Source organism: Thalassotalea hakodatensis (assembly GCF_030295995.1).
GTDB lineage: Bacteria > Pseudomonadota > Gammaproteobacteria > Enterobacterales > Alteromonadaceae > Thalassotalea_C > Thalassotalea_C hakodatensis.
The window spans coordinates 1,175,857-1,200,569 of sequence record NZ_AP027365.1 but is presented as its reverse complement, the minus strand read 5'-3'; the positions used below and the strand labels follow the sequence as shown (position 1 = coordinate 1,200,569).

The window sequence follows — 24,713 nt, the reverse complement described above, 5'->3', positions numbered from 1 at the left end:
GCATTGTGCTATGAATAAACATGAGTTTTTACATAAGTTTCATCTGCACCCGCTAACTGCTGCTGTATCTTCACCTCCTTTAGGTACAGGTGGAGTAATAAAAGAATCAGCAGTGTTAGTTGCGCTTGTTGAAATTAATAACGCTCTACACGTTGTACTCACAAAGCGTGCTTCACATTTAAAGCATCATCCAGGTCAAATTAGTTTTCCTGGGGGAAAAGTAGAAAAACATGATTCGAATATTTTTGCTACAGCGTTACGAGAAGCACAAGAAGAAATAGGACTTGCAGCTGATTCCGTTGCTATATTGGGACAGCTACCAGAATATCGAACACTCACAGGTTTCACCATAACACCCGTCATTGCCTTGTTACCACAATCACAGCATTACGTTATTGACCAAAATGAAGTAGCACAAGTATTTCATGTACCTTTACAGCATTTTATCGACCAAAGAAACCATATTATTATTACCGTTGAGAGAAAAATGCGTCAACATCCAATTTATTACATGCCATATAACGAGCACAACATATGGGGAGCAACGGCGGCGATCCTCAAAGACTTATGTGAAAATTTACGTTAAAACTTTCACACTAGCGTTAAACATTTTCGTTTTCAGCGACTAAACTTATTTAGTAATGTATAACTTTACGTTATCATGACCGAAGATTATTTCACCACAAACAAAATAATGAATTATTATTCAGGTTTAAAGTATGATTAGTGTATTTGATATGTTTTCAATAGGCATTGGCCCTTCTAGCTCTCATACGGTAGGTCCAATGAAAGCAGCAAAATTATTTGTTGATCACCTTATAGAACAGCAATTAATTGATGATGTAGATCGGTTTAAAGTTGAGCTATTTGGCTCATTAGGACAAACAGGTGTCGGCCACGGCACAGGTAAAGCCGTTATATTAGGTTTATTTGGTGAAACCCCTGAAGGTATCGCGGTCTCTTCTATTGAGCGCATTGTTGATCAGGTCAATAAAACAGAAGTGATCACATTATCTTCAGGCAGAGAAGTTCAGTTTCCGAAATCAGACGCGATCATTTATCACCGAAGAAAAACCTTACCTGCTCACGCTAACGCAATGACGTTATATGCTTATCAAGATGATGAAGTTATTTTTGAAGAAACCTATTACTCGATTGGCGGTGGCTTTATCGTGCAAGATTGTGACTTTGAAAAAGAAAAAGATAAAGCACTTTCCTTACATAGTAATATTGTTCGTCCGCATAAATTCTCAAGTGCTGATGAGCTCATTGGTATGGCTGCTGAGAAAGGCTTAAGTATCAGCACAATCATGATGGAAAACGAAAAATGTTTGGCTGATGAAAAAGTCATTAGAAAAGAGTTAATTAATATTTGGCAAGCCATGAAAGACAGTGTTGAGCGTGGCATGAAAACCGAAGGTATTTTACCTGGCGGCTTAAAAGTAACCCGCAGAGCGCCAGCGTTATATCGATCGTTATCTGTTGAAAGTAATAATGACCCACTAAGTGCGATGGACTGGGTAAATCTATTTGCGCTTGCGGTCAATGAAGAAAATGCCGCAGGTAGCCGAGTTGTTACAGCACCTACAAACGGCGCTGCTGGCATTATTCCTGCGGTGTTATGCTATTACGACAAATTTATCAGACCAGTAACCGATGAAGACTGTATTCGTTATTTATTAACGGCAGCAGCAATCGGTATTTTATATAAAACAAATGCCACGATTTCAGGCGCGGAAGGTGGCTGCCAGGCTGAAGTTGGTGTCGCTTGTTCAATGGCAGCAGGTGCATTAACCGAAGTAATGGGCGGTAGTCCTAAACAGGTAGAAAATGCAGCCGAAATTGGTATGGAGCATAATCTTGGTTTAACTTGTGACCCAGTAGGAGGCTTAGTTCAAGTACCTTGTATTGAAAGAAATGCTATGGGGTCAGTAAAAGCAATTAATGCTTCACGTTTAGCATTGAGAGGTACCGGTACACAAAAAGTATCTTTAGACAAAGTTATAAAAACCATGTGGGAAACCGGTAATGACATGAAGACTAAGTATAAAGAAACGTCAAGAGGCGGTTTAGCGGTTAATATTATTGAATGTTAATCACAATGAGCTTTGTATTACCTAAAATACAAAGCTCATTGACTAAAAGCATTACCGAATAGGTAATTCGATATTTTGAAACAACTCTTCGATTTCAGCGTTATTCTTTAATAATACTGCTCTTGTCACCAAGTCGCGATTTAAATGCGGAGCAAATCGCTCAATAAAATCAAACATATAACCACGTAAAAATGTTCCGCGTCTAAAACCAATTTTAGTCGTACTGGCTTTAAACAGGTGACTTGCATCTAACGTAACAAGGTCTTTATCTAATTCAGAATCCATCGCCATGGTTGCAATCACACCAATACCTACCCCCATTCTTACATAGGTTTTGATCACATCAGCGTCTGTTGCAGTAAAGGCAATTTTGGGCTCAACACCAGCTCTTTTAAAGGCTTCGTCAAGTTCTGAACGCCCAGTAAAACCAAAGACATAAGTCACCAATGAATATTGTGCAATATCTTCAATGGTTAAGGTTTTTTTCTTAGCAAGTGGGTGATCAGGTCTAACAATAATACTACGATTCCAATGGTAACAAGGTAGCATCACTAAATCGTTATAAAGGTGGAATGACTCTGTCGCGATTGCAAAGTCGGCTTCACCTTTAGTGGCCGCATCACTAATTTGGGCTGGCGTTCCTTGATACATATGCAACGTTACTTTCGCATATTTTTTCATGAAACCTTGAATAACATCAGGTAAAGCATATCTTGCTTGTGTATGTGTCGTGGCAATTCTAAGCTTACCTTCATCGGGCTGAGTGTGCTCTCGAGCAACCGCTTTAATTGCTTCAACTTTCGATAGAATTTCCGTCGCAATGTTGATCACCTCTTTACCCGCAGGGGTTACATGAGTGAGATGTTTACCGCTACGACCAAATATCTGGATCCCTAGCTCATCTTCTAACATGCGTACCTGTTTACTGATACCTGGTTGAGAGGTAAATAAACTTTCTGCAGTAGCAGAAACGTTTAAATTATTGTTTTGTACTTCGACGATATAACGGAGTTGTTGCAGCTTCATAATCTATGTTTCAAATGACTTATGCCAAAAATATATACTTAAATAACAATTTATTCCATAGCCTTTTGGCTTTTTTGTAAAAATATTTCATAAAAATATAATAAATCCCTTTAATGAAAGAATATTACAACAAAAGGTAAATTAAAAGTACATTTTTTAATCTTTTTATTTAAAATCTAATTATATTTCATTTCAAGGAATATCCAGATATAAGATAACGCTATGCTAAGCTCAACATTTTTTGTAGACTGAGAAAAGTTATCGTAGCAATATCAGTTGAGAAACAAAATATGGGTATTATTATAGGCTTAGTTATCGCACTTGTGATCATTGTTGTTTTTGTGAATGCTGTGCAACAACACAAAGAAAAACAAGAACAAGATAAACGAGCTAAAGCAGCCAAACAAAAAGCAATTATTGATGAAACAGAAGAGTTGATTCTTAATCTTTCACACTTACCTACCAACCCAAAGGTTGTTGAAATACTCAACCGTCGAAGCTTAAATGCAGCGAAAGCAATGGCACAAATAATACCAGAGCTAAAAGGGATAAAAAATAGAATCAATGAAATGGAAGCAAGACTTTCAGCCTCGGAAGATTTAGCCTCACAAACCACAGATGATACCTTTATATTACCCGATAACGAACAACAACTAGTGGTCATCTTACAAACGATCAAGAAATTGAGAGTTACATTAAAATCTGAACAAGCGAAGGGTGCTTTAGATGCCCAAACATTTATGCATGAAGATCAAAAGCTTGATGCAATGCAACTTCGCATTAATATCGAAAGTCTGTATAAGCGTGGGTCTCAAGCACATGGTAAAGAAATGCTTGGTTCAGCCCGTCAATATTATGAAAAAGCGATACAAACATTAACCGAACACCCGCATCAAACTGAATACACCATAAAAAAACGCGAAGAAATTCAAGAGCAACTTGAGTTAATCACAGATGCGCTGAAAAACTCAAATGCGGCAGATGCTGCTAAAAAAGCAAAAGCAGAGGAAGATGATTTAGACTTACTTTTTCAACCTAAGAAAAAATGGTAACTAACCTGAGCCTGGGATAAGAAGTTAGCTAATCAACTGAAACGGTAAGCTTTTTATTTATCACACTGTTCTAGCACGGAGCTTTTTCTTAGTGCAAGGCAAATTTGTGCGGTAATAACTTGTCTATTGCAAATAAATTTAACGCAGTAATAAGGAAAAACAACTGCTAGAAAGTAAGTTGTTATCCCGAGCTCAGGTTAACTAATACTCACACCCAAAAAAGCCGACTGAAAGTCGGCTTTTCTCTTTATTCTGATTAATTAAAACGGCATCTTCATCCCTGGAGGCATTTGCATACCACCTGTGACAGAGCCCATCTTTTCTTTATTTTGCTCTTCAACGCGTCTTACAGCATCATTAATTGCAGCGGCAACTAAGTCTTCCACCATTTCTTTATCATCTTCTAGAAGGCTCTCATCGATCTCTACACGACGAACACTATGGCTACCTGTCATGGTGACTTTTACCATACCTGCACCAGACTCACCAGTCACTTCCATATTTGCGAGCTCTTCTTGCATTTTCTGCATTTTTGCTTGCATTTGTTGGGCTTGTTTCATTATGTTGCCCATTCCGCCTTTCATCATACTTTTCTCCAATTAACACTTATGCCAAAGATAGGGGCTTACGAACAAAAATTCAAGCTTCTACCTTGCTTCTATCGTATCTTCATTCAACTCTGCTTGAAAAGTCTCTTGCATCGCAATAACGAGATCATCTTCTTTTAATAGTGTTTTCGCATACTCGTAACGTTTATCATTAATTTTTTGTTGTATTTGTGCAGGATCATCATTGGTTTCATCAACAATAACGACTTCTACCCTTGTTGTTTTACCAAAGTACTCTGAAACAAACTGATTGAGCTGTGTCATGGCTGCATCTGATTTCAGATGCTTTGTTGATTGATTTAACGACAACACTAAACTTTCTTCGTTCGTGTTTTCATTAATCGTTGCATTTAATGCTAATTGACGTAACCGACCATTTAATGCCATAGCGTCAATCATGTTCGCCCATTTATCAACTTGATTAGCTTTTTTTATAATACTTGGATCAATCGCCTGTTCAATAAAAGGTTGTTCAGGGATCGTTTCAATATCAGGTACTTGCTTGATCTTATTTTTTGCAACATTAGCAACTGCAGTTGTTTCTTGACGCGTTGCGGCGTCATCAGACTTTTTTTCAGTATTCTCCAACGCTTGTTTTTGACTTCTCAGCATATTTCGACGTGCTAATACCTGTGCAATTTCTGGTGTTGCTACTTGCCCCAGTTCATCAGCCACCGTTGCTGACGGCATATTTGAAGTTTCTGTAGTGCTTTCCGATTGCTGCGTATCAAGTGCATTTTCATTCGTTTTATGTTCATTAGGCGCTGTAGGTTGTTCAACAACCTTACAATCTTTTTGAGCAACAACGTCGTTAGATGAATCTGCGGGTATTGTATCTTCACGCAAACTAGCTGCTGTTAATTCCAGCTCAGTCATTTGAGTTGTGAGCGTCTCTTCATTAACAGCACAACTGGCATCTTCCGCCGATGGCATGATTTCTTGAGCAGCCTTTTCCGTTTGTTCTACCTTATTAGCTCCTGACTGTATATCAGTTGATAATTCAACTTCAGAAAAACGGATCTCATCAAAGCTGACCTTATTATCAATTGTTTCAGTTACTGAGACATTTTCAGCATGCGTTTGTGGTTTAAAGGCGAGTAATCGTAATAATACCATGTCAAAGGCTGCTTGTTCGTCAGCAGCATAAGGTAAGTCTTTACGACCCGCTAATGCAATTTGATAATACAACTGTACATCTTCAGGCGACATTGCTTGGCAAAACTTTTCAACGAGCACGTTATGTTCTGGCGATAAATCAAAATGCTTACCAACCACTTGAGTAATCGCAACTTGATGTAACAACTGTATTAATTCAGCAAGTAAACGGCCATAATTAGGAGAATATGAAGCGATTTCCAATGAGAGGTTCATTAACGCTTTACTGTCACTTTTAATCAGGGCTATTAGTATTTTAAACACCCAATTATGATCAACACCACCGAGCATTTGTTGAACATTCGCAGCAATAATTTCACCATTACCTTGCGCTATTGCTTGATCCGTCAAACTCAGTGAATCACGCATACTGCCTCTAGCTGCTTTTGCAAGTAGGTTCAGTGCTTGTGGATCTATTGGGACGTTTTCTGACTGTAAAATTTCCGAAAGTTTTTGTTCTATTTGGTTGACTGTTAACGCCTTAAGGTGAAATTGAAGACACCTTGAAAGAACCGTAATAGGTAATTTTTGAGGGTCAGTGGTGGCTAGAATAAACTTAACATGCTCAGGTGGTTCTTCTAAGGTCTTAAGTAAGGCATTAAAACTACTACGTGAGAGCATATGCACTTCGTCTATTAAATATACCTTATAACGGCCTCTTGTAGGCGCATATTGCACATTATCTAGTATTTCACGGGTGTCATCTACTTTAGTACGAGAAGCTGCATCAATTTCAATTAAATCAACAAAACGGCCAAGATCAATATCTTCACATACATCACATTGCCCACAAGGATGAGCTGTTACACCCTCTGCACAATTTAAGCTTTTAGCAAAAATTCTCGCTATCGTTGTTTTGCCTACACCTCTAGTACCCGTAAATAAATAAGCATGATGTAGTCTTTGCTGCTGCAATGCATTAGATAAAACCGCCACCACATGCTCTTGCCCCATTAATTGAGCAAAGTTTTTCGGACGCCATTTTCTTGCTAAGACTTGATAACTCATGACTTATTTAATCGCCTTCATATGCTAATAAAGAGTGTACCGCTAACCCTAACGCTTCAAGTTTCTTCTCACCACCTAAATCAGGCAATGAAATAACGAACGCTGCATCTGTTACTTTGGCACCAATGCGGCGGATCAGTTGATATGTTGCTTCGATAGTACCACCTGTTGCTAATAAGTCATCAACAACTAATACTTTATCCTCAGGGACTAACGCGTCTTGGTGTATCTCTAAAATATCCGTACCATACTCTAATTGATATTCTTGTGAAAAAGTCGCCCTTGGTAATTTACCTGGTTTTCTTACCGGAACAAAACCAACTCCTAAACGCAACGCTAGAGGAGCACCAAATAAAAAACCACGCGCTTCTGTACCAATAACTTTGGTAAATCCACAGTCACGATATTTTTCAACGAGTAAATCTATGGTTAAGTTAAATGCCTCTGCATTATCTAATATTCCAGTAACATCTCGGAACATAATGCCTTTTTTAGGGTAATCAGGGATAGTGTGTACTGCGCTTTCTAATAACGCTTTTTGAGAGTTTGTCATACTTACTATTAATCTGTTTTCTTAAAGATTTTCTTTAGCTAATAGAATAATAGAAAAACGACTAATTTGATATAGATCTTATCGGGTTAATTTGTGAGAAAAGCGGCTCAATAACCTGATTGAATAAATCAACGTTAATGGGCTTTTCGATCAGTTGATCGAAGAGTGAAGACTCAGCTGTCATGTTAGCGGCAGTTGCGCCTTGTGTTGTCATGAATAATAACGTGGCGTTAGCTAACAATTGTTTTTTATCTAAGTTTTTGACCAATTGAAGACCATTCATAACGGGCATCAAATGATCTACGATAAACAGGTCGTATTGCTTTTTTTGAGCTTTTTCAAGAGCATCTAAGCCATTACCAGCACTATCAATTTCACACGGATAGTCAGCCAGTAACGTACGTAGTTGCTCTAGTACAACAGGTTTATCATCAACAATTAAAATTTGCATATATTTTCTTAGTTCAGTGAAAACTAGCTTAAAACGGTAAACCAACCCATTAACATAGGTAATAGCGGTGCGGCAAACATGACAGTTATGGCAGCAAATAAATGGCGCTTTGATGAGCTATCTTTGAAATTTTCATTATGTGACATCTTACACTTCCTACTAAACTACAAAATGAACGGCGCGAATTCTAGCGAATTTTAACCAAATTAGATAGCCTTTTTTGATCTAGATCATAGTAATACCAATTCGCATAAAGATTAAGTCAGTTCAGAGCGATATCAGAGGTGGGAGAATAAGCGAAACGTGTGCAGGTATAGTTGTTCTACATCAAACAAGTTTTGCACAATTATCGCGCCTCTAATACGCTCCCAAAGGGCGAGTTTAAACGCTTCATAGCCTGTGTTGTTGATTTTAAAAAGGACGCTACAAGGATGTAACTTATTAGAGAACGCAGGAGCACGTTCTCCTGAATAACCATTCTCTGCAATCAACGCCGTGCCTAAAGCGTTTAATTCTCGCTGAATGACCGAATATTTATGCGAATTGGTATAAAGTATGTAAAGCCTTAAATATTACAGGGATAAAAAAACCAGCCACTAGGCTGGTTTTTTAAATGAAGACAACAACATGCTATTAAATAGCTTTGCCTTTTCGTTGTGCAGTATCTTTGATATACGTTACCCAACCTCTCGCACTTTTACGTGTTTTAGGATCCTTTTCTGCAAGCTTAACTGCAGCATAGGCTTGTTTGTACTGTCCTAAATAAAAATGTGCCTCAGCCAAGCTCATATTCAAACGGCCTTTGTTACTAGCACCTAAATCTAACGCTTTGTTCAGTGCTACAATAGCTTTTTTAAACTGTTCATCCTGAGCAAGTAACGTGCCTAATTTAGCGTAATGCTTAGATTCATTAGTCATCTTCGCAAGTTCGCTAAAATATTTAGCTGCGGTATCAATTTCTTGAGCAGCATGGTATGCATTAGCTAGTGAGAATAGGTTCTGATCATCACGTTTTATTTCACCTGAGTTGATATGCTTCTCTAAAATTCTCGCCGCTTTATGCGGGATATTATTTTGAGAATATAAACTTGCAAGCGTTTTAAGATGTGATTCCTTCTCTAAAAAGCCTTGCTTATAAGCAAGATCAAGTGTAGCCATGCCACGCTTAAAATCTTCTGTTAGCAAATAAAAGTTACCTAGTTGCGTCCAGAAAGCTTTCTCTGTTGGGAACAATTGCACCGCTGTTTCAAGCACTTTGACCGCATCTTTATATTTCTTACGTTCGTAATATGAAGTAAGTTTTAATAAATACGGGTTTTTATTTTGCTTGTCACCGTAAGCAGCAATTGCGTTATCCGCCGGCGCGATCATTTTATCTAAACGCTTAAGTTGATACTGCGCGTTCGAAATTTTAACCCACGTATCACCGTCAGACTTACCGGTAAAGTCCATCCAAGCTTCATAATTTTTTAGCGCGTCTGCATATGCTTGTTCTTGCATTTGAAGATCCGCTAATAACTTAAGTGCATCACCATGATCAGACTCATTGAGAATGTCAGGTTCAACAGCTTGCTTAAGATAGTCTATTGCTTTCTGAGATTCACCTAACGTCGCGTACATATTAGCGATAAATCGAGCTAAATACGCCTTGTCATAGTCTTTCTTCGCGTCAATTTCTAATAACGTTGTTAAAGCACCTTGAACATCGTCAGCTGTATATAATTCGAAAGCCTTACCAATTTTTTTACCAACAGACTGCCCAACCAATTGCGTTTTTCGCTTCGGCTTTTCAGACTTTTGCTCAGCAGCTTGTACATCATAAGACGTAGGAAGCTGCACTAACGCAATAGAAGCGAATAACATTAAAGATTTAGTTATCTTGTGCATGATTATTGACCCCCATCCATTTTAAAGTCTAACTGTACAGTTAAACCAGGTTGTTTAATTGGTTTACCATCTACAACTTTAGGCTTGTACTTCCACTTTCTCAATGCGCGGCGTGCTTCTTTATTGAAAACACGTTTTGGTTCGGCATCGATAACTTCAACATCTTCAACACCACCAATTTCATTGATAGTAAATGATAAAATTACCCAGCCTTCAATACCATCTCGCGCTGCTTGCATTGGATATTTAGGATTAATACGCACAATAGGTGCGGCATCACCATCACGTCCAAAGCCTGCACCAGGTGCTGCAATGTTAGTGTTTGCACCAGCAAGTTGTATGCCTGGTAAATTAAAACTTAAACCACCAGTGTCAGTGCTTGTTTCTGGCTCTGGAGCCTGCGGCTTAGGCGGCTGTTTAGGCGGCGGCGGCGGCGGCGGTGGTACACGTTGTCTTGATTGAGCCTTTGACTCAGGTGGCGTAGTGTTTACTTCAACAACAATGTGTTCTAACTTTTCTTCTTCTCTTCGATCTGTGCTAGAGATCAAATAAGCCATAAAAGCGAACAATGCAAAAGTAACCGCTGCGCCTAGTAGTATTGATACTAAAAAGCGAATCATAAACTTACCCCCTAGCTGCAGCGATGGAGATACGGTCGATGCCTGCTTCTTTAATCGCGTCCATTACTTTGACAACAACACCGTGTTTAGCGTTTTTGTCAGCTTGAACAATTACTACATCACTCGGTTGCTCAGCTAATAGTTTTTCAATATTAGCGGCAACACGTTCGACATCCACACGACGCTTATCTAACCAAATTTCACCAGAATCTCTAACAGCAATAAAAATGTTAGCTGACTTTTGTCTGGTTTGATTAGCTGCCTTCGGTTTATTAACTTCAATACCTGCTTCTTTTATAAAAGAAGTGGTCACGATGAAGAAGATCAGCATAATGAAGACGATGTCTAGCATCGGCGTCATATCTATAGCTGCGTCTTCATCTTCACGAATACGTTTACGTGCCATTCTAATCTCTCTCTAGTGGTGAGGTAAACTGTCAACCAGTTTTGCCTTTGCTAGTTTAACTTTTGCATCTAAACGGCTGCTAAAAAATACACCTGATAATGCTGCAACCATACCCGCCATTGTCGGAATAGTTGCCATTGAAATACCAGAAGCCATTAGACGCGGATTACCTGTACCTTGTTGAGCCATGGTTTCAAACACTGAAATCATACCGGTAACTGTACCTAGTAATCCGATTAGTGGACACATTGCCACTAAGGTTTTAATCGTAATCATGTTACGTTCTAGTAACTCTGCCGCTTCGGAGATCCATGTATCTCTAATTCGATGTGCATACCACGAAGTAGTATCAGCTCTGGCATCCCACTTTGCGATAATTTCTTCACGCAATTTAGGGTATGTTGAAGCCAAGAACCAATAACGTTCTATCATTAATATCCACATCATTAAGAGAGCAAAGGCGACAAAGTATAAAACGTTACCGCCAGTTGCAATAAAACTCCTGACAGATTCGATAAGTTCTATCAGGAATAACATTACTTAGACTCCTTCTCTGCAATTTCAGCAATTAAACCAGCGCTTTGCTCGTCTAATTTATGAAGTACAGATTTACTACGACCAGCAACAACACTGTGAACTAGAATTAACGGCAATGCAGCAATTAGACCTAATGCAGTAGTTACAAGGGCAAGAGAGATGTTACCAGCCATAATTTTAGGGTCACCTGTACCGAACAATGTAATTGTTTGGAAGGTTAAAATCATACCGATAACCGTACCTAAAAGACCCATAAGTGGCGCAATCGCTGCGAACATCTTAATCAGGTTAATACCACGGTCAACTTTAGGTGTTTCACGAAGAATAGCTTCGTCAAGTTTCAGTTCTAACGTTTCAGCATCAGCGTTTTTATTTTCGTTGTAAACAACTAATAAACGACCAAGCGGATTGTTTTCGTTAGGTTGATCTAAGTTCTTCTGTTGAGCCTTAATCTTAGAACTAACACTGCCAAGAACAATTAAACGTTCAAGAGCGATTAGTAAACCAATGATTAACAATACAGTGATTGCATAACCAACAGTGCCACCTTGATGGTAAAATTCTTCAAGCGTTTTCTTACGTGTTTCTAACGTTAAAATAGCACCACGAGAAGGGTCAACATAAAGTTCAGTATAGCCAGAAGTTGTGTTGAAGAAGCTTGATGCTGTTTCAGTAATAAAACCAGCCGGCTGTTTAGCAAGTGGTTGAACTTGACCAACTTCATCATTATACGTTAAGTAGCCATTATCTGACACTAAGTTAAACGTACCGATACGGGTAATCGTTTCTGTTGATTTTGTACCGTCAAGATTAGTCACTTCAGTCGTAAATTGTGAAACTTCACCTGACTGAGTCATTTCAGTTTGCAGCGCAAACCATAACTCTTCTAGCTGTTCTAGCTCAGGTATTTCTTTTGCATTTGCGATTTCGTTTAATATATCGCCACGACCAGGGTATTCAGCACTTACGATAGAAGTAGAGATTGCACCATAAGCATCAGCAGCCGCTGCACGACTTACACCGAACATTTCACCTAACGTACCTTCGGCAGTATCAAGTTCAACTGCTTTTTGCGCTAAGGTAATTTCATTTTGTGCGTATTCTTTTGTTAAACGCTTATTACGCTCTTGCTCAGCTTTTAACTGCGCTTTTGCTTTGTTTAATAGCGCTTGTTTGTCAGCACGAGCAGCAGTGAATTCAGCTTCACGCTTTTTATCAATGCTTGCTTCAGAAATACGGTCATTTTTAACCTGTTCAAGTAGTTTTTGTAAGTCGTTTGCATTTGCAGACGCTACCATGCCAGCCGTCATTGACGCAGCAAGCATTACATAATTAATCATCTTCTTCATTATTTAGCTCCTGCTGCGAAAACGGGTAACTTAGTTAAATCTTTCGTTAGCTGGTTACGAGCCATACGAATGCCGTCTGTAATAGGCTTCAAGTATTCATCACCTAATTTTTCCCAAGCACGTGTTTCGTTGTTCCACACCCATGCATTTTTCATATCAAGCGATTGTGCAACAAATGCGATTCGGCCCATATGTAAGAAATCAACCGTAATTTTTTGACCATCTAAATCAAGTTCACCTTGATAAGCAGCAAATACAGTACCGTAGTTAGCTTCAATTTCAAAAGCTTCTAGTACTAAGCGAAATTGCTCTGAAACGGTAACGTTCGAATCGTCCATTACATCACGTAAACCTTGAACACGATCTTTTCGCGCTTCAATATTTACAGGAATGTCTGCATTAATAAATTGATCAAGTGTATCGATCATCTTATACATCAGCGGTACAACACCTTGCTTAGTTTTATCGATACCTGCAATTTGCTTTTCTAATGATTTAATGTTGGCTTTTTGACCATCAACCATACGCTGAACATGGTCGTTGTAATCCGATAAAATCTCAGCTTCGTCTACTGTATTACGGTATTCCGCAAGTAAAGTAAGCGTTTGCTCATAGATATTGTTTATTTTAGCTTGCGATCTCGCAGAGTTTTTAAACGTTTGTGCTTCAGCTTTTTGCAGCTCGGTTAATTCATCTGCAGAAGCGAAAGTGCTTGCTGTCAATGCTAATGAGCCGACCATCGCCGATGCGATAAGGCTTTTTTTACTTAATATGGACATAGTTCCCAACCAATTGTTATTGAATGTAGATAACAAATCTCATTGTTAAGGCAAATCCCAAAAATTTGCCCAATAATTTTTTTAAGTTTTAATTTCTCTAGAATAAAACCATGCAATATTCCCAAACGACATGTTTCATGTCAACCTGACATATTAAAAATGTCTGCTAAATTGAAACAAAAAAAAGTCAATTGTTCTTTTTTGTAACAACTATCAAACAAAACATTACCGTTTCATTTGCAATTGTTTTATTTAGCAGGCGCTTAATATCTTCAGAATATTGCCTACCCTATGTTTTACTAATTCATTCGTAGTAAGTCAAATTTAATTGTTACGATATTCTAATATATTAATTAATTATTCATTATTTTGTCCCCTTTAAGGCAATTACTTTGCTGACAACACCCTAATTTACCTACTGATATTATTGACTTTATCTTAAAAAATCCGCCAAAGCCCAGCCGACAATTCTCTGTTAACAGTGTCTATTTGCAAAAATAGCCTTCTATTCGTACTTTATACCCATATATTAAGTATGGTCATTAGCTATTTGTTTCGACTTCTTTACAGAAAAACGATTTGATTTGTTAAATCGAAAGCTTAAGTTACTAAATGTATTGATTGGTTATATAGGTAAAAATTTTAATATGATAATATTACGCCTTTGAAACATACGTTGTTATAATTTACCTATCTTCATGGAAATTGCTCTCGAACCTAACCTTTGGCTCATGCTTTGCGGTATCGGATTTTTAGCCGGTTTAATTGATGCTATTGCGGGCGGGGGTGGCATGTTAACCATTCCTGCATTGTTAACCGTTGGTTTACCCCCACATCTTGCATTAGGCACCAACAAGCTTGCTGCATCTTTCGGTTCACTCACCGCATCTATCACTTTTTATCGAAAGAAATTGTTTAATATAAGTTTCTGGCGAGTATCTATCATCATGACTGCAATTGGCGCAGTTCTAGGCACAATTGTAGTAGATTATTTACCTGTGCATTTATTAGATAAAGCTTTACCTATCCTTATTATGTTCACAGCAGCTTATACGCTATTTTCAAAAAACATTGTTTATGAAAACAACCAATTGCCAGATAAAAATAGATTATTAAAAATTAAACAAAGTACGCAAGGATTAATCTTAGGCTTTTATGATGGTGTTGCTGGCCCTGGTACCGGAGCGTTTTGGACAGCGACCTCAAGTGCATTATATAAAATTAATATTCTTTTAAGTTGTGGGCTTGCTAGGTCTACTAATTTTGTGAGTAATTTATGCAGTTTGTTAACGTTTATTTATTTAGGTTATGTTAACTTCTTACTAGGTGTATCAATGGGATTGTTTATTATGCTTGGTTCTTGGGTTGGGTCGCATTGGGCGATCAAATTTGGCACAAAGTTTATACGTCCTATCTTTATTACCGTTGTTATAATAATGTCGATAAATCTTGCTTATCAGGCGTGGTTCAATGGTTAGTGTACCAACGTTGAATACGCTTAATAAGCTAGATGCAATTGTTAAGCAGTTAGTCGCAGAAGCGCAGGCAATTGACGATCGACTTGCTGCAAAAAAAGCGAAACAACACAATACTAAACAGTTATTTTCACCACCATTATTTACTTCTCAAGCTGATACTTATCTCCCCTATTCACTTGAAGTAAAAAAGAAAGTTCATCATGTTTCACGATTGATTGATCGTCAAGAGCATAATGATTTTGTTTTTAATGAGTTAAAAACGATAGAACAACAAATACATGCACTTACTACTGCTTTTCATGCCCAAGGAAGACAACAACAAATAGAACAGCAGTTCACGCAAAAAAATCGTGCTAAGTACTTTAAAAAAGCAGCGAAACAAGTATTAAACACTTCGCATCACTTACATCAAAAATTAGCAGAAACACATGAATTTGAACGACGACTTATGGAGATGCTTGAACTAAAAGAAATTGAACTACATAACGCTAACAAAACTACCCAAACAAGTTTATCTCAACAAGTCCTAACGCTTCATCAACGCCTTGGACGCTGTAGACAAGCAATCAGTAAAATTGAACGGCAAATTGAAATGAGTGAAAAACGCTAATAGCATACAGTGTTCTGCTCTTTCTTGACATTCAAAACATGCTGTTCATCGCACTAGCTTACGGCATAGTCCTTCCAACAGAAAGCCAGCAGTTATAAATGAAGTGTTTTAAATTTCACCTATTAGGGCTGCATATTTCCCTCGATTCTATTGCCTTATCATTTTCTATGTAAGTTAACGACTCGACAATCACCGCGTATCGTTTACACCACACATAGGTTGCTTCAAAAAAGTACACCAAAGATCAACACGCTCTAGGCTTTAGGCGTTTGCTTTGCTATGGTTATAAAGATTTTAGTCTTTAACATCTTGAGGTCACAATGAAAATTGCTGATGATATTCACAATTACTATGAAAAACTCGTTGTTCAACATTTCGCCGCATTAAAACTAGAAGAGACACATGATGCTGATTTTATCGCTGACTTAACGTGTGTAGTACTGAATCAACTGCCATGTCGTTATATTCGCCATGAAGTGGATATGGCTTTCTATCTTCCGGCATCTGAGCGATTTGAAATGGAAAGCAAAGTAAAGGTTGCGGTAAGTAAAGCATTAGAGTTTATGAAGCAACATCGGAATTGATTCAAGGCGTGTAATACCAATTCGCATAAATATTCGGTCATTCAGCGAGAATTAAACGCTTTAGAGGCACGGCATTGATTGCAGAGAATGGTTATTCAGGAGAACGTGCTCCTGCGTTCTCTAATAAGCTACACCCTTGTAGCGCCCTTGTTAAAATCAACAACACAGACTATGAAGCGTTTAAATTCGCCCTTTGGGAGCGTGTTAGAGGCGCGATAAATGCGCAAAACGTGTTTGATGTAGAACAACTATACCTGCACACGTTTCGCTTATTCTCCCACCGCTGACATCGCTCTGAACTGACTTAATCTTTATGCGAATTGGTATAATTTCAGATGGGGATTTGGGTGGCAACCCAAACAGCCACACTCCGGCACACATGAATGCGCTGCAAGCTCATATATACTGGCCGACTCAACAATTTACACATTGTGAATTTGTGGGCAAATTGTAGCAGTTCATGTTGCAATAGCAAGAGACTATTGTAATGCATCATCCCAAAGCTCATAATCACCCTTTGTACGGTAGATTTCTGCAATCCTTTTAAGTATTTCTCTATCTTTATTCAATGGACAGTCTCCCTCGTCACATGAGTTATAAAGGCGAAGTTCTAGTTGCCGTACTGCTCGGCATTTTTTGCAATACCCTGTTATTGTGTTCCAAATTTCATTTGGTATATATGTTTGTTTCGACATTTGGGTTGTTCCTTATTTTATCTATTTGAGCAGCGTACCTGCACAAGTTGGCTAATTCTTTGATTAGCCATACTAGTTTAGGAGCTGCCTCGTTGATTGATTTGTATGTATTTTGGTTGCTACGCCCTTTACCTCTAGAAAAGGCTCTAGCAATAGAGTTTGGTACTGAAAGGTCTTTTATGAGCTGTTGTCTAGAGAAACGCTTTTTACTAATAAGATAATCTATTTCTAAGTAATGCAATAGCTCATACTTAGCAACTTGTTCTTCTATGCCTGAATATCGGCTCAAATATCTATCACCTCCTCAAGAACATCACAAATATCCAAAATATCCTCTTCAACTTGAACTCGTTGTGGGTCTTCATCGATAGCAGCCATTACTCTATTATGATTACGTAGCTGTTCATTCGCCTTGCTATACCCTTCAAAACCTAAAGAGTAACCATTCAAAGCTTCTTTGAGTTTTTTAGGTTGTTTCGGTCTGGTTTTATTAGTGAAATTAGCGCCAATAAAGAAGCCACAATCTCCAATTCCTGCTTGTTCTAAGCTTTTGCTAAATCTCCTAAACTGTGTTCCCATTTCCTTCTTTAGTGCTTGGTTATCTTGCACCCAATCAAAGAACCTCAACGGACACTGAATGGCTTTATCAAATCCTTTTCTTTTTCTTAGAGCCTCATGCTTGGTCACTATATTTTGTACCTGAGTTAACTTCTTGCCATTAATAAGTTTAAAGACGTACTTTTCATATGCAGAACGCCCATCTTGGTTTTCAGCTTTATACTCTTGTACTGCAATATTACCTCCTTGTAGTTTTGCGTGATTACAATGTACAAACGTTACTGTTGCTCCGCGTCTTTCGAGTCGATATGCAGTATCAAAAGGACGTACAAACAGCTGCTGTCTAATATCTTCATTCACCATCACTAGCGCTTCATCAAATACTGACGGATTATCTACGGGCTTATTAATCGCTAAACTTTTTGTATTTGTATATATATGGACTTTCTTCCACCTTCTTTCCCTTGAAAGCATTTGAATAATATCTCTCGAAGTAAAGCTATCCCCATCAATAATAATAAACACTTCTTCAAATACATTCACAAAAGAGACACCACTTTTTAATAAAGGGCTGCAAAATAACAACTGTATGTCTTTAACAAATTCCTTAGGTTTCTCCCTAAATTTTACATGAGAGACCTCCTCTTCAGTGTCTCTTGAAAAGAAAAAGGCATTGGTGGCATTTAATCGTTTTTCAGCAATTTCATGTAGATAATCTTTATTATCTACAATAGCTAAACATCTCTTCCCTTTATCTAAACTTTTTTGAAGTTCAGTTAACACCTCGCCTTTAGTTTCATATAGGTGTGCCTCTCTACTCTCAAAATCCTGTTTAGTTACATTCCTACTATTACAGTTAAACTCTACCCCTAATAATTTTTCGTATCCCTGAATAGTTGTTTCTGTCATGTCTGCATCGGCAAAAACAATAATTGGGGTTTTCTCTATCAACAATGATACCGCTTCCTTTGTTTTAACTCTTTCCTCCTCTCCTAAATCAATCCACGACTTTAATGTTTGTGCTGCCTCATCAATAAAAAGCACATCAAAAGCTTTGTTATAGATTGTATCTGATAGCTTATAGATACTATGGATAGTGGTAGATATGCTATTATGACTTGATAAGTCAGCCCCACAGTTAACTTCTTGGTCTACAGGATAAGCTTTAAAGTCATCGGCATTTTGATGAACTAAAAGCCTTGTTTGTCCTATTACTACAACAGACCTTTCTTTACAAAAATCTGTCATTGCTTGGGTTTTTCCTATCCCTGTAGTGCCCTTGACAAGGTTTATAGTTTTTCCATCTTTATTCTCAATAAGATTAGAAAATTCAACATATTCACTATTAGCAAGTAATTCCTCTTTAATTCCGAAGAAAGAATCAGTACATCGCTCTATTACATTTTTTAAAGCTGCTTCTGATTGAAGACCAACTCTTGAAGACACTTTTCCACCTCTATCATGCATTTGGGCAATCATATCCGTCAACACGTCAGGGTTGTAACCATTAGCGATAGCCTCCCTAAAAGCAGCGAAGCTCTTATTATGACTGTCAAAAGACATATCTAATTTAACACCTAATGACTTCTTTGTTATTTCACCAGATTTAAGGTTAATGTTGTGAGTTAAGTCGCTAGCAGGGTTTCGCTTAATCTTATGAGGTGCTTTATAGACTTTCTTATCAACAAAAAGCTCATCTCCTTCGAAAGTAAAAATTTCAATGTCTGAATTAACACCTTTCGGTCTAGACGAGAAAGCTATTTGTGCTGAATTATTGATAAGTGCCTTATCTGCAATAGGGATATTGACTTGGCAAAATTCAGCCCAGCTGCCATGAGTTACAGGCTCCGCAAGTTTAAAATAAACATGAAACTTAATTTTCTGGTCTGTATACCAGCTAGAACTCATCTTAACTACTCTTGAAGCTAACAGGATTTCACGTGGCAAGTGCTTTTCAAGAATTTTATTTACCTGTTGTTCAACTGGACTCCCATCATTTTCAATAGGCTCTCCGTCGATTTCATCTATATCAATGATGCCAATAGTTGAATGACTATAATCTGTCCCAAGTAATACTTTACTTCGGTTACATATCGTTTTGTTATTTGATATTTTTGAAGGCCAAGTTAATAATACTTCCCTTGGGCTCTCAAATAATTTAGTTAATACTTTTGGTAGGTCTTCAATAAAGTTATTAATTAGGTAGTGTCTAACAACATGCTCACCTGCTTTTGGTGTTTCAGGATGTTTTTGACCGTTAATCTTGCGGTAATTCCCTCCTTCAGTGCAACTAACAGATACTAATTCACACAGCCCCATACATTAAAGCTACCTCATATTTTTCTACTTCTCTTCGCTTTAACAAGTACTTTTGATGTGCAAACCATTGCCTTGCGTTGGGCAGTCCTTGTTTTGCCATCTCTTTTATTGCTTCTTTATATACCGAGTAGCACACGTGCTCTTTTACTCGCTCATATGGCATATAAAACCCTATTTCGTTATACATACTAACTATTTCATTCACAGTTAAATTTTTAGTTAATTTCATATTTATCTTTCTCCTTAATTTCAAATATATTATATCAAAAATTGACAATTTTGTAAAAAACTCTTTTTAAATCAATGGTGTATGGTGTTGTCAAAAATGATACAGGGTAGACTTTCAGTGCACTTAAGTGCTTTTGTTTTCATTGGGTTTTATAGCTATTTTTTTCTTCTTAGGAAAACCTGAAAAATTCCTTAAAATCGAATGAAAAGCTCAAGCTAATAGAGTTAAAAATTAGCTTTATTAGTTAACAACCAAACTACACTCGATAAATAGTCATGATCGCAATTACACAAATACAAAGCTCCATGACTTTAAATTTCTAGAGTCTTACAAACCAATAACTCCGATCAACTGTCCGTTAACACAGAATGACAGTAAACAACTAGAAGCTCACAAACACACAACAACTAATCACCACACTTAACTCCAAACGACGACAGCCCACTGTAACGATAGGTTAACTAGCGTACATAAATAAAACTCTTTAAATTCATAGTCAAGAAAGATATTTAGACCTGAATTATTTTCAATGTTTCGACATTTTCTGCTTACCCTGAAATAATTCAACTCGTAAAACAAAGGAAGAAAAATGAAAAAAATAGGATACATAGGCGCTTTAGAAAAAAAGCCCGATATTAGTTATAAGCTAGCAAGTGACCTTATTCACTGGAATGAGCAAGAAGTAAAACTTAGCTCAATATGCCAAGAATTAATAGAGGACAAAAGTGTACTAACAAAAAAATCAATGAATATCGATAAGTTGATAAATGAATTAGATCACAACGATACGATTGTCATCTGTAACCTAGTTTACTTAGCAAACAACTTAGAAACGTTACTGAATAGACTTAAGAACATTGAAGATAGGGGAATTAATCTAGAGATATTGAACATCAACGAGGACAGTTTATATAGCCATGCAAGAGCTATTAGGGAATTTAGTAGATTCCACAAAGGTTTAAGGATTAGTAAAAAGATAAACAAGCAAAATTTCGTAAAAAGGAAAAACCTAGTCGCTTCCCATAATAGAAGTGCAGTTAAGGACTGGAGAGATCAACACACCATAAAAGCTGCATTTGTTAAAGGAGAAAAGACTGTTATTGAATTAGCTAAAAGCTACAACGTATCAAGACAGACAATTTATAGAATACTTAACAAAGAGGAGTTGAAACATGTAATAGAGCACTTACCAATTAACTATCAAATGTGGAATTTAGAAGAATGTAAAGAAAGAGTAAGAGTAAACACTAAGGAGGTAGAAAACAACGAAACGTTAGTAACAGTAACCTTAGGACACTATTTTCGCATAGATTCTTGGTGCATTAAAACAGGTTCTAAAGCGGTATCAAAGATACGCACGGAATTTCTAGAAAAGACAGATGATGAATTAAAAGAAATTTTTTATAACTTAACCAAAGGAAAAAACTTATGAACAACGATCAACAAACAGCAATCACCGATATATTCTCAAGCATTAGATGTAATGACGTACCTATGAAGAAACCCATTATTGACTGTGACTTCGAGGAACTTAAAACACGACTAAATGTTTTCACCAAAGATGTAAGCGGAAACAAAACTTCTGTTACTGTCAAATTGGGTGGACGTGTCGCACTTAACATACAAGGGAAAAAATCATTTTTAATGGAAGCAGGAGCTGCTTCAGGGAAAGACATTCTTGATATGGTGCTCAATATGGAAGAAAACGACTTAAAACAAGTATTATTTGAGGCAAAAGCACACTATAAGAAAGTCATAGCAAAAACTCGAAAAACTAGGACGGATATTTCGGCAAAGCAACATAAGCGAAAAATAGAAACAGCGCAGATGAAAACAGAATCGGCTAACCTACAAGCAAAGTTAGAACTAGATAAACTGAAGCTTGAAGAAGAAATTCAAGGGGCTGCATAATGAAAATAATTTTGAGAAAAGAACTAGGAACTAATTTTGGCGAACGAGCCCTAGAACTTTTATAGATACTCTTTTTGTGAGCTGCAACTCACCCTTACAGTATATACTCAAAAGCAAAAAATAGAAAAGCCCTCAATGACGAGGGCTTCTTTTTTAGTCTATTTTAACCTCAACACTTACAGGCCGATGATCAGACACTTGTCTGCTGGCTTCTTTACGCATAGCTGGCGTATAAATCATCTCATCAAATTCAAATACTGCACCTGATTCTTTTTTAACTTCATCAGAGTATTTCGTGTACCAAATATTATCGAAAAAAGATGTATCTGCAATTGTGGTAGGTGTATGGAGTGGTATTGCAGGTTCAAAGTTGTCAAGCGATTCAATATCATTCCAAGCATCATCATTTGCAGGTAAATTAAAATCACCAACAATTAATACATCTCTACGACTTTCTTTAGTTACAGCCCTATAAACATCATCTAATGCTGCAACTTCTTTTCTTGGCTCCGTTTTACCATCACCAAACTCGGTATGAATAGTGCAAATAGAGAAATCAAAATTACCTGCCAAGAATGCTGCACAATAAGGCTCCCTGATAAAGTCATCATTTATATCAGAATAAACAAAAGCAGAATTTTCGGTATATTTAACTAAATCAGACCTATACAGAAAAGCATAAATTTCTTTTCGACTACTATTGCCAATTTTCTTAGAGGCAACATAACTATAATCCAGCCTAAATTCATCTTTTAGTATTTTCACAAGTCGGTCTAGGGCTTTTGTATCTGTCCGTATTTCTTGAATTGCAATGAAATCATATCTAGCTAAAACAACAGATATTATACCTAGTTCAGCATCAGAACGACTATTGCTCGAAACATTTCTTATATTCCACGAAGCGAGATTCATCGTTTCAGCAATTGTTGCTGTACTTATAAAAAACAATGCTATTGAAAAAATTATTTTCATTTGGTGTCCTTAACATTGACTAGTTTAGTAAATGTTATCTAACGGCATAAAAACATATTACCCAATAGCATTTATTTAAATTCAAGTATCTATATTAGTAATTGAAATAAACTGAAATTGATAGCACCTAGATAATCATATCTCGCTCTTTAGATAGCATCTCTAATAACTTTGTATAATCTGATTTAGATTTCAAAGGTATAGCACCTAGCTCACTAACCATATGTAACGTCCCTTCACAATTTAAACCTAATGGGTTATCTAGTGTTTGAGGTGTTACAGCAAACAAAGGTCTATTTTGACCAACACAAAATCTTGCTTGAGATAGTGAGCCACTTTTGATTTTCGCTTCCACGATGATAGAACCAGCAGACAAACCAATTTGAATTCTATTTCTAGGTACAAAATGATGCTTTAAGGTAGGTATCCCAAAAGAATGTTCCGAAACCCAAGCTCCGTCATTTTCAAGTATGTCATACCCAAGTTTTGCATTCCTTGCAGGAGTTGGTTTATCAAGCCCCCCAGCTAAAACAGCTATAGTCTGCCCATTATCTTCTAATGCGCCTCTGTGCGCAGATTCATCAATACCCGTTGCTAAGCCGCTAACCACAACCCAGTTGTTTTTAACTAGAAAACGACTTAATCTTCTAGAAACTTCAATACCTGTCGAACTAGCATCTCTTGCACCGACAACGGCGACACCAGGTAAGTTCTGGAATATATTAAGGTTACCCTTAACGAATAATAATGGTGGGGCATCTTTAATAACTTTCAGGTATCTTGGGTAGATATCTTGGTTGATACTCAGTATCTCGATGCCATTAGAGATATTGTCTTCATAAATTTTATGAGCAAAACTCCAATCATTAGCAGTCAATGTTGGTAAAGACAAAGCATGCTTTTCCAAAAGATTATTTGCATCGATAAAAGATAAATTACTAGGATTATGAATTGGAAAAGGTTCACGAAGAATCGAAGTAACTCGATTTTGAGGAGTTTTCAGTTTGTTAATTAGTATTAAAGCTAATAACTTGTAAAATAAATCAATATTCACGACTTAACCTAATTCAAACCATGTTTGACCAAAAGAAATCATCACTACACTTTGCGCTCCAGCTTCTAACAGTAACTGCTTACATGCATTCATACTATTACCTGTGGTAGATATGTCATCAAAAAGAAAAACGGCTTTTCCTTGAACATAGTCTCTGTTCAAAATTTCTATTGAGTCTAAATGGTGTTGGACACTTCTATCCCCTCCCGTAGCTGCCTTAGGGACAGTTAAAGTACGGTTTAGTAAATTAGATACATTAGCAAAACCAAAGTCTTCTCTAATATTACTCATTACCTTCATCATCCCTTCTGACACATCATCTTTAGAATGAGAAGGCACAACACAAAATATCTTTGGTTGCGAACCAATAAGCGACAAAAGCTGACTACGAACGACTTTGGAAAAAAAACTAATCGCTGGACTTCTATTCTTTTTTAAATTTATTAACGTGTTAGTAATTTTATCAATTCTAGGATTCTTACCTCCATCCCAAGAATGATAATCATACAACGGCATAATTTGCTCAAAATCCAAGGCTGAATAACTTTTAGGGTACTGCGAAGACAAAGTCGAAAAATCTATATTCGTCACTGTAAATTCCATCTACATTTATTTTTGAATCATCTTATCATTAGAAGAACAATACCATCAACTTAAGAATAACTGCTATTTAAACCTTATGATTAACAAACGAATTTTAACAATAAAAATCAATGAGATGAGACATACATAAAACAATGAGGATACTGTATAAAACACTGTATATAAAATCAAAC

General features: G+C 37.1%; 25 protein-coding genes. 8 read left to right on the top strand and 17 right to left on the bottom strand.

All coding sequences use genetic code 11. The features are described from left to right. Nucleotides 1-10 precede the first annotated feature (10 nt). Nucleotides 11-586, top strand: a complete 576-nt coding sequence (locus QUE72_RS05240) for a CoA pyrophosphatase (RefSeq protein ID WP_286271985.1) — start codon at nucleotides 11-13, stop codon at nucleotides 584-586. Nucleotides 587-719: 133 nt separating this feature from the next. Continuing rightward, entirely contained in the window at nucleotides 720-2,096 is a 1,377-nt protein-coding gene (locus tag QUE72_RS05235; protein WP_074499413.1) for an L-serine ammonia-lyase, read from the top strand. A 51-nt stretch (nucleotides 2,097-2,147) separates the two neighbouring features. Here the strand turns inward: QUE72_RS05235 and cysB are convergent, their stop codons facing one another. Next, complete coding sequence (cysB, locus tag QUE72_RS05230) at nucleotides 2,148-3,122, bottom strand: HTH-type transcriptional regulator CysB (RefSeq protein WP_074499414.1); 975 nt, start codon at nucleotides 3,120-3,122, stop codon at nucleotides 2,148-2,150. A 290-nt stretch (nucleotides 3,123-3,412) separates the two neighbouring features. Between cysB and QUE72_RS05225 the strand changes: the two genes are divergently transcribed. Further along, nucleotides 3,413-4,174, top strand: coding sequence for a hypothetical protein (locus QUE72_RS05225; protein ID WP_074499415.1), 762 nt, complete (start codon nucleotides 3,413-3,415; stop codon nucleotides 4,172-4,174). A 260-nt stretch (nucleotides 4,175-4,434) separates the two neighbouring features. On the opposite strand, the gene QUE72_RS05220 is transcribed toward QUE72_RS05225, so the two are convergent. From QUE72_RS05220 to QUE72_RS05170, 11 genes are all read right to left on the bottom strand, one after another. Then, a complete protein-coding gene (locus tag QUE72_RS05220; protein ID WP_074499416.1) occupies nucleotides 4,435-4,761 on the bottom strand; it encodes a YbaB/EbfC family nucleoid-associated protein in 327 nt (108 codons plus the stop codon). A gap of 60 nt (nucleotides 4,762-4,821) precedes the next feature. Then, the gene (gene dnaX / locus QUE72_RS05215; protein WP_286271982.1) at nucleotides 4,822-6,945 is read right to left on the bottom strand and encodes a DNA polymerase III subunit gamma/tau; all 2,124 of its coding nucleotides are present in this window, start codon (nucleotides 6,943-6,945) and stop codon (nucleotides 4,822-4,824) included. 7 nt (nucleotides 6,946-6,952) lie between these two features. Further along, a complete protein-coding gene (gene apt / locus QUE72_RS05210; RefSeq protein WP_286271980.1) occupies nucleotides 6,953-7,498 on the bottom strand; it encodes an adenine phosphoribosyltransferase in 546 nt (181 codons plus the stop codon). Between the two features lie 61 nt (nucleotides 7,499-7,559). Next, nucleotides 7,560-7,949 (bottom strand): response regulator, encoded by a 390-nt coding sequence (locus QUE72_RS05205; RefSeq protein ID WP_074499419.1) that lies wholly within the window; start codon nucleotides 7,947-7,949, stop codon nucleotides 7,560-7,562. A gap of 23 nt (nucleotides 7,950-7,972) precedes the next feature. Continuing rightward, entirely contained in the window at nucleotides 7,973-8,095 is a 123-nt protein-coding gene (locus QUE72_RS05200; RefSeq protein WP_286271976.1) for a hypothetical protein, read from the bottom strand. 487 nt (nucleotides 8,096-8,582) lie between these two features. Beyond that, nucleotides 8,583-9,836 carry a tetratricopeptide repeat protein gene (locus QUE72_RS05195; RefSeq protein ID WP_286271974.1) on the bottom strand — a complete coding sequence of 418 codons (1,254 nt, stop codon included), beginning with the start codon at nucleotides 9,834-9,836 and terminating at the stop codon, nucleotides 8,583-8,585. Between the two features lie 2 nt (nucleotides 9,837-9,838). Beyond that, nucleotides 9,839-10,456, bottom strand: coding sequence for an energy transducer TonB (locus QUE72_RS05190; protein WP_286271972.1), 618 nt, complete (start codon nucleotides 10,454-10,456; stop codon nucleotides 9,839-9,841). A gap of 4 nt (nucleotides 10,457-10,460) precedes the next feature. Further along, nucleotides 10,461-10,862: an ExbD/TolR family protein gene (locus tag QUE72_RS05185; protein ID WP_074499422.1), complete on the bottom strand. Its 402-nt coding sequence runs from the start codon at nucleotides 10,860-10,862 to the stop codon at nucleotides 10,461-10,463. A 12-nt stretch (nucleotides 10,863-10,874) separates the two neighbouring features. Beyond that, the gene (locus QUE72_RS05180) at nucleotides 10,875-11,399 is read right to left on the bottom strand and encodes a MotA/TolQ/ExbB proton channel family protein (protein WP_074499423.1); all 525 of its coding nucleotides are present in this window, start codon (nucleotides 11,397-11,399) and stop codon (nucleotides 10,875-10,877) included. Then, entirely contained in the window at nucleotides 11,399-12,748 is a 1,350-nt protein-coding gene (locus tag QUE72_RS05175) for a MotA/TolQ/ExbB proton channel family protein (protein ID WP_074499424.1), read from the bottom strand. The genes QUE72_RS05180 and QUE72_RS05175 overlap by 1 nt, the downstream gene beginning before the upstream one ends. Further along, entirely contained in the window at nucleotides 12,748-13,527 is a 780-nt protein-coding gene (locus QUE72_RS05170) for a DUF3450 domain-containing protein (protein WP_074499425.1), read from the bottom strand. Before QUE72_RS05170 ends, QUE72_RS05175 begins: the two co-directional genes overlap by 1 nt. Before the next feature lie 698 nt (nucleotides 13,528-14,225). Between QUE72_RS05170 and QUE72_RS05165 the strand changes: the two genes are divergently transcribed. The 3 genes from QUE72_RS05165 to QUE72_RS05155 all read left to right on the top strand — a co-directional run bounded on the left by QUE72_RS05165 (nucleotide 14,226) and on the right by QUE72_RS05155 (nucleotide 16,199). After that, complete coding sequence (locus QUE72_RS05165) at nucleotides 14,226-15,005, top strand: TSUP family transporter (protein ID WP_286271966.1); 780 nt, start codon at nucleotides 14,226-14,228, stop codon at nucleotides 15,003-15,005. Continuing rightward, on the top strand, nucleotides 14,998-15,615 hold the full coding sequence (priC, locus tag QUE72_RS05160) for a primosomal replication protein PriC (RefSeq protein WP_074499427.1): 618 nt from the start codon (nucleotides 14,998-15,000) through the stop codon (nucleotides 15,613-15,615). The genes QUE72_RS05165 and priC overlap by 8 nt, the downstream gene beginning before the upstream one ends. A 320-nt stretch (nucleotides 15,616-15,935) precedes the next feature. Continuing rightward, on the top strand, nucleotides 15,936-16,199 hold the full coding sequence (locus tag QUE72_RS05155) for a late competence development ComFB family protein (RefSeq protein ID WP_074499428.1): 264 nt from the start codon (nucleotides 15,936-15,938) through the stop codon (nucleotides 16,197-16,199). Between the two features lie 980 nt (nucleotides 16,200-17,179). On the opposite strand, the gene QUE72_RS05150 is transcribed toward QUE72_RS05155, so the two are convergent. Together QUE72_RS05150 and QUE72_RS05145 are read right to left on the bottom strand one after the other, a co-directional pair. Next, entirely contained in the window at nucleotides 17,180-19,771 is a 2,592-nt protein-coding gene (locus QUE72_RS05150) for a DEAD/DEAH box helicase family protein (protein ID WP_286271963.1), read from the bottom strand. Continuing rightward, a complete protein-coding gene (locus QUE72_RS05145; RefSeq protein ID WP_286271962.1) occupies nucleotides 19,758-20,000 on the bottom strand; it encodes a hypothetical protein in 243 nt (80 codons plus the stop codon). The genes QUE72_RS05150 and QUE72_RS05145 overlap by 14 nt, the downstream gene beginning before the upstream one ends. Before the next feature lie 589 nt (nucleotides 20,001-20,589). Here QUE72_RS05145 and QUE72_RS05140 point away from each other — a divergent pair. Both QUE72_RS05140 and QUE72_RS05135 read left to right on the top strand, forming a co-directional pair. Continuing rightward, the gene (locus QUE72_RS05140; RefSeq protein WP_286271961.1) at nucleotides 20,590-21,432 is read left to right on the top strand and encodes a helix-turn-helix domain-containing protein; all 843 of its coding nucleotides are present in this window, start codon (nucleotides 20,590-20,592) and stop codon (nucleotides 21,430-21,432) included. Then, the gene (locus QUE72_RS05135; RefSeq protein ID WP_286271959.1) at nucleotides 21,429-21,911 is read left to right on the top strand and encodes a hypothetical protein; all 483 of its coding nucleotides are present in this window, start codon (nucleotides 21,429-21,431) and stop codon (nucleotides 21,909-21,911) included. Before QUE72_RS05140 ends, QUE72_RS05135 begins: the two co-directional genes overlap by 4 nt. A gap of 153 nt (nucleotides 21,912-22,064) precedes the next feature. Here the strand turns inward: QUE72_RS05135 and QUE72_RS05130 are convergent, their stop codons facing one another. The 3 genes from QUE72_RS05130 to QUE72_RS05120 form a co-directional block, all read right to left on the bottom strand. After that, nucleotides 22,065-22,883: an endonuclease/exonuclease/phosphatase family protein gene (locus tag QUE72_RS05130; RefSeq protein WP_286271957.1), complete on the bottom strand. Its 819-nt coding sequence runs from the start codon at nucleotides 22,881-22,883 to the stop codon at nucleotides 22,065-22,067. 127 nt (nucleotides 22,884-23,010) lie between these two features. Beyond that, nucleotides 23,011-23,937, bottom strand: a complete 927-nt coding sequence (locus tag QUE72_RS05125; protein WP_286271955.1) for a DNA-processing protein DprA — start codon at nucleotides 23,935-23,937, stop codon at nucleotides 23,011-23,013. Nucleotides 23,938-23,940: 3 nt separating this feature from the next. Then, on the bottom strand, nucleotides 23,941-24,540 hold the full coding sequence (locus QUE72_RS05120; protein ID WP_286271954.1) for a phosphoribosyltransferase: 600 nt from the start codon (nucleotides 24,538-24,540) through the stop codon (nucleotides 23,941-23,943). Nucleotides 24,541-24,713 lie beyond the last annotated feature (173 nt).